We start from the raw sequence: 14977 nt of genomic DNA, 5'->3' as shown, positions 1-14977 counted from the left end.
GCTGGTGAGGCGACTGCTCGGGCTGGTGCTGATGCTGGCGGCCGGCAATAGCCTGGCGCTCGAAAAGGTCCGTTATTGCGATTACCCGGTGTACCCGCCGGTCACATGGAGTGACGGTAAACAGGTCCGCGGCCTGGCGCCGAGCGTGGTGCAAAAGCTGTTCGGCGAACTGGGCTATGAGGTCGAAATCGTCGTGCTGGGCAACTGGAAACGCTGCCTGCTCGACGCTGCCGAAGGCCAGGTCGACGTGGTGATGGCCTACAGGACCGCGCAGCGGGAACAGAGCATGCTGTTTTCCACACTGCCGGTGTTGCGCGAAGAAGTGGCGCTGTTCATCAATCGCCAGCACCCGGTGCAGGTCGAGCGCCTGCAAGACCTGACCCGCTACCGTGGCGGCTTGCTGATTGGCGAAAGCTACGGCGTGGAATTCGATCGCATGGTGGCGCAACACAACAACATCGAATGGGTGTCCGAAAATCGGCAGAACTTCGGCAAGCTGATCCGTGGACGCATCGATTTCATTACCCAGGAACGTCGCACCGGCCAGCTGTACGTCGAGAATCTGCCAGGGGCGCAAGACATCGTCGCGTTGCCCAACGCGTTAAGCGTCGATTACCTGCGCATCGCCGTTTCCCGGCGTTCGCCGCTGGCCAGGCGGATGCCGGAAATCGAGTCACAGCTGCAACGCATGGTCGACGCCGGTGATATCGAGCGCTTGCTCAATGAAAGCGAAGTGAGCTACCGCAACATGCTCCATTTGCCGGCGAACGCAAAATGATCAGCGCCCGTCCTGGTGGACTGTTGCGGCGCCTGCTGCTGTTCATCCTGTTGTTCAGCCTGTGTTTCACCTTGCTTGCCAGCACCGTGCAACTGTACTTCGAGTATCGCCGGGAAATGCGCGACATCGATTCGCGTATGGAGCTGATTCGCGCCGGTTACCTGGCGAGCCTGGAGCGCAGCCTGTGGGACCTCAATCAGGAGCAGTTGAACGTGCAGCTGCGCGGCCTGGTGGATTTTTCCGATGTGGCGCGGGTGCACCTGATCAATCCGGACTTCGACTTGCTGCAAGGCAATCCGCAGCCGGCCGGGCCCTTGCGCATCGAGCGTTTCGCCCTGGACTACCAACCACCCTCCGGCCCGTTGCGGCACCTTGGCGAACTGGAAGTCAGCACCGATCTCGGCGCGGTCTATGAGCGCCTGTATGCCACCGGATTGACCAGCCTGTTGTGGATGGGGGCGTTTCTGTGCGGTCTGGCGGTGGCGTTGTCCGGGTTGTTTTACCGCTTGGTCACCCGGCACCTGCAAGTCATGGCCGGGTTCGCCCGGCGCATCGCCGCCGGACAATGGCACGAGCCGTTGCACCTGGACAAACGCCGTGGCGCCTTTCAGGACGAAATCGACACCGTGGCTCACGCGCTCGACGACATGCGCCGGTCGATTCTCAGCGATATCGATCGCCGGGAAAGCGATCGACTGGCGTTGCAGGACAACCGCGATGAATTGCTGCGCCGGGTCGAACGCCGTACGGCCAGCCTGATGCGCGCCAAGGAAGAAGCAGAGGCGGCCAATCTGGCCAAGTCGCGCTTTCTGGCGACCATGAGCCACGAACTGCGCACGCCGCTCAACGGGATTCTCGGCATGGCCGAATTGTTGCGCGGCGCCAGTCTTGATCCGCAGGACAGTAAACGCCTGGATGCCTTGCACAAGGCCGGCGAAGGGTTGCTGACCATCCTCAATGAAGTGTTGTACTTCGCCAAGCTGGAGGAGGGCGCCAGCCTGCCCGAACCGGTGGATTTCTCGATTCGCCAGTTGCTCGACGAAGTGCTGACCCTGCTCGAACCGAAGGCGCTGGACAACGACACGATTCTGCTGTGCCGGATCGATCCGCGCGTGGCCGGGCATCACCACGGCGCCGAGCAGTTCTTGCGCCAGGTCTTGAGCAACCTGTTGGCCAACGCGATCAAGTTCACTGAAGGCGGAGAGGTCAGCGTCGAGGTGGCGTTGCTCCCGCCGGCTGACGGGGACAGCGGGCAACAGCTGCGGGTCAGTGTCACCGACAACGGTATCGGCATCGCTCCGGCCATGCAGGCGAAGATTTTCGAGCGTTTCACCCAGGCCAACGAGGAGGTGGCGCAGCGCTATGGCGGCACCGGACTGGGGTTGGCCATCTGCAGGCATCTGGTCGAGCACATGGGCGGTCGCATCGGTGTCAACAGCGAAGTCGGGCGCGGCAGTTGTTTCTGGTTCGAGCTGACGTTGAAGCCGGCCAGCGCTGTCGTCGACGTGACACCGTTGAGCGTGGCGGGCCCGACGCTGGAAATTCTGGTGGTTGAGGATGTGGCGCTCAACCGTGAAGTGGCTGAGGGATTGCTGCGCCGGGAGGGCCACCGGGTATGGCTGGCGGAGGAGGCGCAGCAGGCGTTGATGCAATGCGCTGCGCGGGGTTTCGATCTGATTCTGCTGGACGTGCATCTGCCCGGAATGAGCGGCGTCGAATTGTGCAAGCAGATCCGCGGCAACGACGGAGCGAACCGCCATACCCGTATTTTTGCCCTGACCGCCAGCGTGCAACCGGCGCTGGTGCGTGGTTATCTGGACGCCGGCATGGACGGTATCCTCGCCAAACCGCTGAAGCTGGAACACCTGCGTCAGGTGTTAGCGGGGCAGCCACCGCTGGCCGGAGGATCACTGGCGGATGACGAAGCGATCGATTGGCCGTTGCTGCACACCCATCGCACGTTGCTCGGCGAGCAAAAGGTTCAGAGTTTGCTGACGGTGCTGCGCGACTCGATTGTGCAGCACCGCGAAGCGCTCAACGAAGCGATCGATGCCGACGATTGCACCGAGGTGGCGCAGCTTGCGCATCGCCTGGCCGGCAGCGGCGATTCGCTGGGATTTCGGGCATTGGCCGGGGTGTTGCGGCCCCTGGAAAGCGCGGCCCTGGCCAACGATGACGCGGCGATTCGCACGCTGGCGCCGTCGGTTCAAGTGCAATTGCAGCGCTCGCTGCACATCCTGCAAGGGTTGTTGCAGGCCTGAGATACAACTTTGTTACGACTTTCTACAACTTCGATCCGCAAGTACAACAAGACCTTACATGGCTTTCCAATAATCGACGCCACCGCGCGAGCGCGGTCTTAGAAGCTTATTGGAGATAATAATAATGAATGGCCGTAACGCTTTCCCTTCCTTGCGCAATGACGTCCCGTCCTGCGCTGCGCACCTTACCGATTGCTGAGGTGCCGACAATGAGCGAAAACATCGACCGCAAAGGCATCCAGCTGACCCGCGCCCTGAAGAGCCGGCACATTTTCATGCTATCGCTGGGCGGCGTGATCGGCACCGGGCTGTTCATGGGTTCCGGCGTCACCATCAACCAGGGCGGGCCGGTGGGAGCGATTCTGGCGTACCTCGTCGCCGGCTTCCTGATGTACCTGGTGATGGTCTGCCTGGGTGAACTGTCGGTGCAGATGCCGGTGTCCGGTTCGTTTCAGACCCACGCCACCCAATTCATCGGGCCGGCCACCGGCTTCATGATCGGTTGGGTGTACTGGATGAGCTGGGCCACCACGGTGGGCCTGGAGTTCACCGCCGCCGGCATGCTGATGACCCGCTGGTTCCCGGCGGTGCCGATCTGGTACTGGTCGGCGCTGTTCGTGCTGGTGCTGTTCGGCATCAACGCCTTGGCGACCCGGGCGTTCGGCGAGGCGGAATACTGGTTCTCCGGAATCAAGGTGGCGGCGATTCTCGGCTTCATCGTCGTGGGTGTGCTGGTGATCTTTGGCGCGATCCCGCTGACCAGCGGCGCGCCTGCGCCAATGGCGACCAACCTGATCGGCGACTCGCTGTTTCCCAACGGCTTGTCGGCAGTGTTCGCAGTGATGATGACCGTGGTCTACGCCTTCCAGGGCTGCGAGATCATGGGCGTGGCCGCCGGCGAAACCGATCAACCGGAAAAAAGCATTCCGCGTGCCGTGCGCAACGTGGTGTTCCGCGTGCTGATTTTCTACGTGCTGGCGATCATCGTGCTGTCGGCCATCGTGCCGTGGCAGCAGGCGGGGCTGATGGAAAGTCCGTTCGTGCAAGTGTTCGACATGGTCGGCATTCCGTACGCCGCTGATCTGATGAACTTCGTGATCCTCACGGCCATTCTGTCGGTGGGCAACTCCGGCCTGTACGCCTCGACCCGCATCCTGTGGGCAATGTCGAAAACCGGCATGGCACCGAAGAGCCTTTCACCCTTGAGCAAACGCGGTGTGCCATTGCGCGCCCTGAGCATCACCTTGTGCTTTGCCCTGGTGTCGCTCATGACCAGTTTCGTAGCGGCTGACACGTTGTTCATGGTGCTGATGGCGGTGAGCGGAATGTCCGGCACCGTGACCTGGATCGTCATCGCGCTGGCGCAATACAAATTCCGCAAGGCCTATTTGCGCGACGGCGGCCAACTGAGCGATCTGAAATACCGCGCGCCGTGGTTCCCGGTGCTGCCGCTGATGTGCATCACGTTGTGCTGCTCGCTGTTCGTGTTCCTGGCGCTGGATGAAACCCAGCGTCCATCGCTGTATTGGGGCTTCGGGTTCATCGCCCTGTGCTATGGCGTGTACTTCGTGTTCCATCGCAAGCGCGGGGCGGTACTGGCGCCGAGTTTGCCCAGTGTTTGATTGGTTTTTTCAAGGAGAGGGCCATGCGCTTTTCAGATCTGACCCAACGCATAGCCGGTGACGGCGCTGCGGCCTGGGATATTCATTACCGAGCGCTGGCATTGCGTGAGCAGGGTGAAGACATCCTGTTGCTGTCGGTGGGCGACCCGGATTTCGACACACCGCAGCCCATCGTGCAGAGCGCCATCGACAGCTTGTTGTCCGGTAACACTCACTACGCCGAAGTGCGCGGCAAGCGCGCCTTGCGTGAGGCCATCGCCAGGCGACACCGCCAACGCAGCGGCCAACACGTGTCGGCGGAGCAGGTGACGGTGCTGGCCGGCGCGCAATGCGCGTTGTTCAGCGTGGCGCAATGCGTGCTCAATCCCGGCGATGAAGTGATCGTCGCGGAACCGATGTACGTCACCTACGAAGCGGTGTTCGGTGCCTGCGGCGCCGTGGTGGTGCCGCTGCCGGTGCGCCCGGAAAACGGCTTCCGGGTGTCGCCGGAAGACGTCGCCGCGCGCATCACCCCGCGCACCCGTGCGCTGGCGTTGAACAGTCCGCACAACCCGTCGGGCGCGAGCCTGCCGCGTCGCACGTGGGAGGCCTTGGCCGAACTGTGCATCGCCCATGATCTGTGGCTGATTTCCGATGAGGTCTACAGCGAACTGCTGTTTGAAGGCGAACACGTCAGCCCGGCAAGTCTGCCAGGCATGGCCGAGCGCACCGCGACGCTCAACAGTCTGTCGAAATCCCACGCCATGACCGGTTGGCGCGTGGGCTGGGTGGTGGCACCGCCGTCGTTGTCCACACACTTGGAAAACCTTGCGCTGTGCATGCTTTACGGCTCGCCGGACTTCATTCAGGACGCCGCCGTGGTGGCGCTGGAAAGCCAACTGCCAGAGCTTGAAGCGATGCGCAAAGCCTATCGCCAGCGCCGTGATCTGGTCTGCGAAAGCCTGGCTGATTGTCCTGGTGTGCGGGCGTTGAAACCCGATGGCGGCATGTTCGTGATGGTCGACATCCGCGAAACCGGGCTCAGCGCCCAGGCGTTCGCCAATCGCCTGCTCGATCGGCACGGCGTTTCGGTACTGGCCGGTGAAGCGTTCGGCCCGAGCGCGGCCGGTCACATTCGACTCGGGCTGGTGGTGGGTGCCGGACCGTTGCGCGATGCCTGCCAGCGTATTGCCCGTTGTGCTCACGAACTCATGGAGACGCTGGATCATGCTTAATCACAAAGCGCTGTTTATTGATGGTCGCTGGCAAATTCCGTCGGGGCAGGGCGTCGCCGAAGTGATCAACCCGGCCACTGAAGAGGTCGCCGGCAGCGTGCCGTTGGGCGATGAACGTGATGTCGACAACGCGGTGGCGGCGGCACGCAAGGCGTTTGAATCGTGGTCGCGTACACCGTCCAGCGTGCGCGGCGGTTACATCCGCGCACTGGCCGACCAACTGCGGGCTCGCGCCGATGAAATGGCCGCGGTGATCACCACTGAACTGGGCATGCCGGTGCAGTGGTGCCGTTCAGTGCAGGTCGACGGACCCATCGCCGGTCTTGAGCAGTACGTCGAACTCGCCAGCGTGATGGACGAAGTGCGCGAGGTCGGCAACTCGCTGGTGATTCGCGAGGCGGTGGGCGTCTGCGCGTTCATCAATCCGTGGAATTACCCGCTGCACCAATTGATCGGCAAGCTGGCCCCGGCGCTCGCCGCCGGTTGCACGGTGGTCGTCAAGCCGAGCCAGGAAACCCCGCTGCATGCGTTTCTGCTGGCGCAAATGATAGAAGACATCGGCCTGCCGGCCGGGGTGTTCAACCTGGTCAGCGGGCCTGGTTCCAAGGTCGGTGAAGCGTTGGCCAGGCACCCGGACGTGGACATGGTGTCGTTCACCGGTTCCACTGGCGCGGGGGTGCGGGTAGCGCAAGCCGCAGCGCCTTCGGTGAAACGCGTGTGTCTGGAGCTGGGCGGCAAATCGCCGCTGCTGGTGGCCGAGGATGCGGATCTGCAGGCGGCGGTGCGTTACGGCGTGCAGGACGTGATGATCAACTCCGGGCAGACCTGCACCGCGCTGACCCGCCTGTTGCTGCCGGCCCGCCGCTATGCCGAAGCGGTGGAAATCGCCCTGGCAGAAACCTTGAGTCTGCGCATGGGCGACCCGCTCGATCCGCAAAGCTTTCTCGGCCCGATGTGTTCCGCCGGTCAACGACGCACCGTGCAGGACTACATCCGCCTCGGTGAGTCGGAAGGTGCGCGCTTGCTCTGCGGCAGCGATTCAGCATCGGCGTTCGAGCGTGGCTATTACGTCAACCCGACGCTGTTCGCCGACGTCGACAACCGCATGCGCATTGCCCAGGAAGAAATATTTGGTCCGGTGTTGTGTCTGATTCCCTATGCCGATGAGGCCCAGGCCATCCAGATCGCCAACGACTCGCCGTTCGGTCTGTCCAGCGGTGTATGGGCCGGCAGCACCGAGCGGGCTCTGCAACTGGGCCGGCAATTGCGCGCCGGTCAGTGCTTCCTCAACGGCGCGGCGTTCAATTACCAGGCGCCATTCGGCGGCTACAAACAATCGGGAAATGGGCGTGAATGGGGCGAGGAGGGACTTAACGAATTCGTCGAGGTGAAGGCGATTCAGGTCTGACAGGCATCGTTTAAAGGCTGAACGCACCGGGCCATGGCCCGGTGTCTTGCGTGCAGTGGTTGATGGCATCCGAGGTGATGTTGTTCATTGACTGGATCGTTAATCAGGCCCGCCCCGTCGTGACTGCAAGGGCGGCGGTGCAGGTGAAGTCACGAGCGCATTCGTGCTGTTTTGCGCAAGTCAGCTTTCGTCTTTGGTAATTGTTGCAACGCAACCTTCTCCCTAATCAGCCCGCCGTTCGTGCCTTCCAGGGAGTAAATATCACCCCCCGGTTGAGCCCGAACACCGAGGTCGGCGCCGTCAGTCCGGAACAACGCAGCGGTGCGAGCCTTCTTGGTTGCGACGTCAATGGCACCGGGCAAGGCGTCGTCCATTCGCAGAAAGGCGCGCAAGAGGCCGGCGTCATCAACCACGCTGGTACAGACTGCAAAGCCTTGCTCGTTCGCCAGCGACACCGCGCGACTGACAATTTCCCGAGACAGTTGATCCAGCATTTGTAGCTCCTTGGCTGAAAGGGTTGGAGCACTAATGATCCGGGGTTTTATGCTGTCGTGAAGGTGTAAGCAGTGTTTGATGGCGAAAGTTTGCTGATGTCGAATTTTTCCAGGATCAAGATGGGAAATGCGCCTAACCGTGATCGGAGGCTTTCCTAAATTCGTCGTCCACGCCGAACGCTCAATCGCATTAAACGCTACAGGGCAACGCTATGTTTTTGAGAAACAGATGACCGCTGGAGATGTGAGCTGATCATTGCCTGGAAAAGCCAAGCTCATCGCCACATCGCTAACGACATTCTGGAATTGGAGGACAGCTGCGAGATTCCAGAAAGAACTCCAGGACAATGCTAGGAGTTAGTTATACGGGCGGGAATCTGCTGTGTGCAAGCACTGTGCAACCGGGCTAATCCTGAAACATCTTGTTACGTGTAATGACGGGCGTTACGTTGAACGGCCTATGGAAACTGGCTTGGCCACCATGGGTCGTTTAATGTAACGGCCATTATGCGAACCACTCTCCAAATACCCGATCACCTTATCCGCGATGCAACCCTCTACGCGCCTTCACGTGACCCCCTCGACGCAGTTTGCTATGTGCTCGCCGATTACCCCAGAATCGTCGCCGAAGCTCGCCAGATGCGTTCTAGGCTCTCTCAGATGGATACTGAGACTGCCGAGTTCGATAAGCGTCTACAGGCCCTGCAGGACGCCTGCACTTCAATCCTGAACCTCTAATCTCGCCATACCTCGACCTGCCCGCAGGGCATTAGGCGCCACGTCGATCGACAGCCAGGCTAAACAACGTCTGCGCCGAAACCCGGCAAAGCCGGCCGTTCTCACGCCCAACAAAAAACCCCCGGCGATCGTCAAATCACTGGGGGTTTCTTTCGCGTCCAAACTTCCCAGAATCGCTCTGGTGTCACTTCGCGCCATGTTCTGCCAATAGCTTTTTCCCCGATTCCTTGCGTAGCTAACGCGGTCCCGTGACTTTCAGCGCCATCGCCGGACAGGTCCCGTCAGGTCCAATTTCCAAGCGAGCTTTTCCGGCCACCGGGTGGGGGTGCTGTTACACCCCCACTTTATTGTGATTTTCCACAATTTCATGGGCTTTTGTGGAGTTTTCCTTGACGCTCAGAAGCGCACGTTTTACCGTGGTTTCCCGCGGTAAAGGTTTATCCGATGAACATGTCTCTTATCTCCCGGTTGCTTCGGGAAAAAGGCGTTGTTACTCACGCCAACTCCGTTAGAACTACTGCTTTGTACTTTCAACTTTGGAAGGAGGGAGAGTCTTTTGATCTGACCAAAAGACAAGTACAAGTTCATCGTTCACGGCTTCGCAAGATCGGCATTGATATTGCCGTTCCCTACACTGAAAGTTTTGATCGGATTTTTACAGAAGAATTTGGCCCTAAGGCCGATTAAATGCAGGCAGGGGAGATCTGACCTCCCCATTCCTGCTGACCATTACCGATCTAGGAGGATCAACAATGGCTGCTTCACATTTTACTCAAAACCCCGACACAACCGGCTTCCATGCTTTCGGCATTCTGCCTCAAAGCCTGCTCCAAGGTGAAAAAATATCATGTTCATTCTCGCCGTTTTCCGGTCTTGATCCCCTCGGACTGCTCGGTAGGCATGTTCAAGTCGAGCATGAGCAGGAATACTCGACACAAGTTCTTCGTTACGGTGCTGTGGTTGTTGCTTTTCAGGCAGGTGCTCCGGGCTACGGAATAGAGTCACAATTGCTTCTCAGGCCTGACGATGGGTCCGACGATGAATACGTGCCCGTTTCAGCTCTGACCGTACTGGCGGTTTTCTCTTAGCGTTCCTCTAAGTCTGCCAGTGGACAAAGCCGAAGCATGAGGCTTGTCATCTGGCAGACCATTGTTCCTCCAGCCAAAAGAACACACGCCAGTCCAGGTAGAGGCTTTTAGGGATTCGCATAATGTATATTATGTTAAACGACAGGTCATGTCATAGATGTTCATGAGCTGCCCAAGCCACTGATTCGACAAACCCGCTTCTGGCGTCCACTCTCTCAACGGGCCATGTACTTCGTGTTCATGGCAAGTCATTGAATGAGGTGGCTGCCGATGAAGCTGATTCAGTGCCGTTTCTCTTCAGGTCAGCGTGTACCGCTGCTCGTGCAAGCTGGTAATGCAGCGCCGTTGCCCATACTCGTTCCGTTCATCTACGTCCAACTCAAACTCAGGCACCGCGCTTACAATACTGCTGCGGCGCATCTGCGCGCGATCCAGGCTTTCTACACCTATGCCAAAACCCGAGATCTGGATATCGATGAGGCCATCTTGGCCTGCCACTTTGAGGCGATTCTGGCTTTGCTGGATGGTTACGCCATCTGGCTCCAAAGCGGCCGTCAAGCCGATAATCTGGTCGCCCGAATCGGCATCGCTGCAACGGCACCTTTTCCGCAGATCGATCCGCGTACCCGTAACCAGTACCTGCGATTGCTGAAGCAATACCTGTCCTGGTGTGTCACCCGTTACATCCCCCGCGCCCGTCAAAACTCAACCACCCTGGTTAACATCGAGGTGGTATTTGCAGATGTCGCCGACGTCATAGAGCGGCGCTTTGAGAGCCATATCATCAATGTTCGTCCCGACCACACTCGTTACCGCAGCCTGACAGCTACGCAACTCCAGATCATTCGCACACTGATTCGCCCGGGCGCCGCGGAGAATCCGTTTCCGGAACGATTGCAGTTGCGCAATTGGCTAATGATTGAATTGCTGCTGGAGACTGGGATCCGTCGCGGTGAGCTTCTGAAGCTCTACACCACGGATATCAATCAGGGTTCTCAGCATGCCTATGTCAGTATCAATGATCGCGAACATGATCCAGGCGACCCGCGCGCCGAAGAGCCTGCACTGAAAACACGTGGTCGTACGGTCGGCATCTCGGCGCAGTTGTATGAGGTCTATGAACGTTATATCCAAGGCAACCGACGCCCCGTGCGCAACGGTAAACCGATGAAACTGCCTTACCGCTATTTGTTCATCTCCGACCAAGCCCGCCCACTGTCGATTCGCGCCCTATCTAGCGTGCTTGATCGGCTGTTTCTGACCATTGAGCTGGCCCATCCGGGACTTTTGCCTACACTATCCGCTCATGACTTTCGTCACACCTTTGCTGACCACTTCTTGGCATACCTGGTCGCGACGCGGGGGTATGACCTAGAGCGAGCTACAGACGAACTCCGGCGAGTCTGTGGCTGGTCTGATACTTCGACGATGCCACGTCGTTATGCAAGTCGTTATCTAGCCGAGTCGGCCAACCTCCACAACGCCCAGCGGGCTTCGGCGGCTTGGGAGCGGCTCGACACGTAGGGAGATTAGGTGTGGCCAAGTCATCTGACCAAGAACACGCGTTACCCGCCTCCCCTGCGCCAGCCTATGTGTTCGAGGGGCCGGCTCAGGTTGCTATTCGAACTCGTACTAATGACCAGCCAAGGTACGTCGATACCCGATTGAGCGTCTGGACGTGGTACGACGGCGGTCTTGCAATGAAAATTGATTGGACTGCTCTTCGATTTAGCTCTGAGCTCAAGGCAATTAGCAAAAGCTTTATGGCATATGCGCTTGAAAAATATGCACCAAGAACTGCGCAAATGTTTGCAAATTCCCTTCAGGTTTTATCTAGGACTAAGCTAGCAAATGGCCTTCCTTGGGATAAGACCCTTCTAATTACCGTTCTTGAGAACTTGAAAAAATCAAGACACGATCTTGTAGGATTTCGTAGGTTTTATCGTTGGGCGGTTGATAGAGGCATCGAAGGTTTTGATCTAAATACTTACCTAACAATCAAAGATACAAAGTCAGCCCGGGTGGATCCGTATGCACGAATTTTTCTTTCGCAGTCTGGTTTTGACCTTGATGAGGAGGTTCGGTTGCTCAAGCGTATTGAGCGAGTACTTCCAACAGATCCTTGGGAGGACGCCCAGTTAAATTTGATGCTTCTCTTGGGTTTTGAGCTCGGACCGCGCGCGATTCAGTTCCACTCGCTTGACATTGCGGATTTTGAATTCATTGAAAGCACTAATCATGAGAAGTACTACACATTGTGGCTCCCCATGGCCAAAAAGGTTGGTCAACGCCGACCTGAACGCCGCCCCCGCAAAATAACCACCCGGCTGGGTGAAAAAATCTCACAGCATGTTTCGGCAATTCAACGCCGCTTTGGCAGCAGCTGTGAACCATTATTTGTAAATCCCAAAGGAAGGCGCCTCTCGGTAACCGAAATCGGTGTAGGCCTCAAACACGAGCTGCGTGAAGCCGGGATAGACAAACCGAACCAGGTAACCATGTTACTGCGTCATCACCTCGGGCAAGGTTTGGCGGACCAAGGAACTCCAGCAGACATGATTGCCGAACTGCTGGGCCACAACAGCACAGTTGCGGCGCGTGCTTATGTAACGGCAACCCCAAACATTGCTCGGATCAAAGAGAAAGCACTGGGTAAGAGCCCGGCCTATCAACGCATCATGCGCAGCTTATTAACCGGGGAAATCGTCCAACGCCGCGATACGGTGCCGGAAAGAGCCATCCGCGGCGTCATCGATACGCAGTACATCGGGGACATTGGTGCCTGCGCCCTCCCGGTTCATACCCACTGCCCCTACAATCCCGTGTATGCCTGCTACACCTGCAAGAAGTTTCATCCGTTTGCTGACGGCCGCCATGAGCAGGTGAAAGAGGCGTTGCAACGGGAAACGCAACGGTTCATTGACATGGCAGAACAAGCCGGAGAGCTCATTCACAACCGGCCCCTTGCCCAGCATCAGACAACCATCCTAGCGGTAAGCGCTACGATCGAACGCTGCCGGCAGCACACGGAGGATGCCGCAGATGACGCTGTCTAGGGCAAGGCAGAGCCTCGAAGGCTTCATTACACAGGAACAAGCGATTTTTCAGTCGTTACCGATTACAACATCGTGGGGGTCAACACTTTGGTCGGTCGAGCGCTGGTTACCGCAACGCCTAAAGCAACAGACAATAACCTTTGAAACACACCGACAATCGCTTGAAAAGAATGGCTATTCCGTTCCTCCTAAAGCTGCTCTCCCCCTGGATTTTCAGGATTTTTGCAAGGCGTTAATCGTATATCTACAGCGCACCCGGAGCCTGAAGTTTTCGATGGTGGCTGCCTACAATATTGCGATTCGCCGGCTGTACAACCCCTTGTTTGAACGCGGCGTATCCGACCCCAAACAGTTGATGCGGGGCGATTTTGACCGCGTCGTAGGATTTCTCCGTGAGAGCGGCTACAAAAATCTCTATGACGCGGTCTCTCACCTCCAAGTAATAGCGGATACGATTGATAATCTGCAATTAACCGAGATCGCCATCCACTTCGAGCATGATGCCAAACCAGAAAAACGCCGACACGATTACATTTCATTGCACGATCCTGATCGTGCTGTAAAACAACGTAAATCTGATGACAGGTTGCCTTCTCGCGAGGCGATGGAGGCCTACGCCTTATGTTCGAACAACCCACTTAATGAGGGTGAAGAAATCCTGCTGCGCGTGATCGATTTGCTGATCGCGACTGGGCAACGGGGTAATGAGGTATCAGTAATACCATATGACTGTTGGGTCGAGAGACCGATCAAAGGGGCGACAGGTGAGGTGGTTGTAGATGCCAATGGCAGGCCTCTGGTCGAATGCGGGATCAGGTACTTTGCGGAAAAGCAGTTTCAATCTCGTGTTCATTGGTTCGCAGAAAGCGACGTCCCTTTAGCCAGGCGTGCGGTCGAACGATTGAAGGTGCTGACGCAAGAGCAACGAGAAATCGCGAGGTGGCAAGAGACCCATCCAGGCCGTCTCTGGGATTACTCTCCGCAGACTGCAATGTCAGAGGATGAAGTTCTGCGTTGGCTCGGGTTTAGCCAGAGCCGAGACACCGCTAGGAATCTATACATGTACTTTTTACGAAACGAAATTCATCCCTGCGACCAGATCAAGGATCGAGGGAAGGCGATCAAACGCAGATACTTGGCTGGCGATATTGAGCGTTTTCTTGTTCCCAAACTTCGCGATCATGCAGCGCTTACTGAAAATGTTGGAGGCAAACTCTGTGTTGTCCTAAAAACCAGCGAAACATTAGCCATTGCGTTTGATGGTCAATTCCGCCTCGGTGGGCGGGAAGCAAATGTGTTTCGAGTAATCCCAAGGCGGGTGACCCTCGTGGATATCAATCACGCGCTGGGTGACGATGAAAAGTATGCGTCCATTTTTTCGCGCCGGTCATTGATCGAATCCAACGGCACGCCGATTCGGCTAACAAGCCACCAACCTCGACACTGGCGGAACACGATTTACCATCTGACCGGCATGAGCGATGTGCAGCAAGCGTTGGCCTTGGGGCGAAAACGCCTCGACCAAAATACTTATTACCAACACATGAGCATTGAAGAAAACACCGCTGCCCACCAGGAGTTCTTGGCGTTCAATAGCCATCACGAACGCATCGATTTTCTGCATACAGGCATAAGAGATAAACGCATTCAGGGCGCGTTGACCGACAGTTACCATGCGTTGCTGTCAGATAAAGGCACGACAACTGCAGAAGCATTCCTCACCGTACACGCCACGGCGTTACATGTAACACCCTTCGGAGGTTGCATTCACGATTTCTCCCAGGCGCCCTGCCCTAAGCATCTTCAGTGCTGGAATGGCTGCTCGCATCTTCATCTGATGGGCACTCCATCGGAGCGGGCCAACCTTGAGAAACAAGCCGAGAATCTGACGAAGGCAATTACCATCATGCGCGATGCCGGCGCCGGAGAGGCAGGTAGCGATGTATGGCTGATGGACCAGGAAGACAAGCTCAACAATTTAAAATCCGTCCTCGCACGCGATACCAATGTAGGAGTGCAACGCGTATTTCCGAAGGGGCATCCAATGACGATTGCGGACACGGACAAACGGCACAGCTCTGTTTCAGATGATTAGAGGCGACCATGGCTCATCGACAGACCTTGAGAGGCGGGACCTTGGATGAGGCGATCGACGCCCTCCTCGCCCAAATGATTAGCTTAGGACTAGAGAACGCGCCTATTTCACGCCCCGAAGTGCAGCGTCGATTGGGCCTGACTAGCCGAGCTACCTTAGTGGGGGACCGTGGGAGGCGAATCGAGTCCGCCCGTATCGTACAACTCAAGGAGAGTGGGAGAGA

11 protein-coding genes are annotated in these 14977 nt (G+C 57.6%); 10 read left to right on the top strand and 1 reads right to left on the bottom strand.

What is annotated here, in order from left to right; all coding sequences use genetic code 11:
- Nucleotides 1-4: 4 nt before the first annotated feature.
- From NTD84_RS14030 to NTD84_RS14010, 5 genes are all read left to right on the top strand, one after another.
- Complete coding sequence (locus NTD84_RS14030) at nucleotides 5-778, top strand: substrate-binding periplasmic protein (protein WP_262166392.1); 774 nt, start codon at nucleotides 5-7, stop codon at nucleotides 776-778.
- Nucleotides 775-3039, top strand: a complete 2265-nt coding sequence (locus tag NTD84_RS14025; protein WP_262166391.1) for an ATP-binding protein — start codon at nucleotides 775-777, stop codon at nucleotides 3037-3039. The genes NTD84_RS14030 and NTD84_RS14025 overlap by 4 nt, the downstream gene beginning before the upstream one ends.
- A gap of 209 nt (nucleotides 3040-3248) precedes the next feature.
- Entirely contained in the window at nucleotides 3249-4661 is a 1413-nt protein-coding gene (locus NTD84_RS14020; RefSeq protein ID WP_262166388.1) for an amino acid permease, read from the top strand.
- Between the two features lie 23 nt (nucleotides 4662-4684).
- Nucleotides 4685-5875, top strand: coding sequence for a pyridoxal phosphate-dependent aminotransferase (locus tag NTD84_RS14015; protein WP_262166385.1), 1191 nt, complete (start codon nucleotides 4685-4687; stop codon nucleotides 5873-5875).
- Nucleotides 5868-7283 carry an aldehyde dehydrogenase family protein gene (locus NTD84_RS14010; protein WP_262166382.1) on the top strand — a complete coding sequence of 472 codons (1416 nt, stop codon included), beginning with the start codon at nucleotides 5868-5870 and terminating at the stop codon, nucleotides 7281-7283. Before NTD84_RS14015 ends, NTD84_RS14010 begins: the two co-directional genes overlap by 8 nt.
- 149 nt (nucleotides 7284-7432) lie before the next feature.
- On the opposite strand, the gene NTD84_RS14005 is transcribed toward NTD84_RS14010, so the two are convergent.
- The gene (locus NTD84_RS14005; protein ID WP_262166380.1) at nucleotides 7433-7777 is read right to left on the bottom strand and encodes a GlcG/HbpS family heme-binding protein; all 345 of its coding nucleotides are present in this window, start codon (nucleotides 7775-7777) and stop codon (nucleotides 7433-7435) included.
- Nucleotides 7778-8959: 1182 nt separating this feature from the next.
- Between NTD84_RS14005 and NTD84_RS14000 the strand changes: the two genes are divergently transcribed.
- The 5 genes from NTD84_RS14000 to NTD84_RS13980 all read left to right on the top strand — a co-directional run bounded on the left by NTD84_RS14000 (nucleotide 8960) and on the right by NTD84_RS13980 (nucleotide 14754).
- Complete coding sequence (locus tag NTD84_RS14000) at nucleotides 8960-9202, top strand: phage/plasmid replication protein (RefSeq protein ID WP_262166378.1); 243 nt, start codon at nucleotides 8960-8962, stop codon at nucleotides 9200-9202.
- 65 nt (nucleotides 9203-9267) lie between these two features.
- Nucleotides 9268-9603 carry a hypothetical protein gene (locus NTD84_RS13995; RefSeq protein ID WP_262166376.1) on the top strand — a complete coding sequence of 112 codons (336 nt, stop codon included), beginning with the start codon at nucleotides 9268-9270 and terminating at the stop codon, nucleotides 9601-9603.
- A gap of 270 nt (nucleotides 9604-9873) precedes the next feature.
- Nucleotides 9874-11127, top strand: coding sequence for a tyrosine-type recombinase/integrase (locus tag NTD84_RS13990; RefSeq protein WP_262166373.1), 1254 nt, complete (start codon nucleotides 9874-9876; stop codon nucleotides 11125-11127).
- 11 nt (nucleotides 11128-11138) lie between these two features.
- Entirely contained in the window at nucleotides 11139-12659 is a 1521-nt protein-coding gene (locus NTD84_RS13985; RefSeq protein WP_262166370.1) for a tyrosine-type recombinase/integrase, read from the top strand.
- On the top strand, nucleotides 12646-14754 hold the full coding sequence (locus NTD84_RS13980) for a hypothetical protein (protein ID WP_262166368.1): 2109 nt from the start codon (nucleotides 12646-12648) through the stop codon (nucleotides 14752-14754). Before NTD84_RS13985 ends, NTD84_RS13980 begins: the two co-directional genes overlap by 14 nt.
- Nucleotides 14755-14977: the final 223 nt, after the last annotated feature.

It is taken from the genome of Pseudomonas sp. 14P_8.1_Bac3, assembly GCF_025466085.1.
Lineage (GTDB): Bacteria > Pseudomonadota > Gammaproteobacteria > Pseudomonadales > Pseudomonadaceae > Aquipseudomonas.
This window is presented reverse-complemented; position numbering and strand designations above follow the sequence as displayed.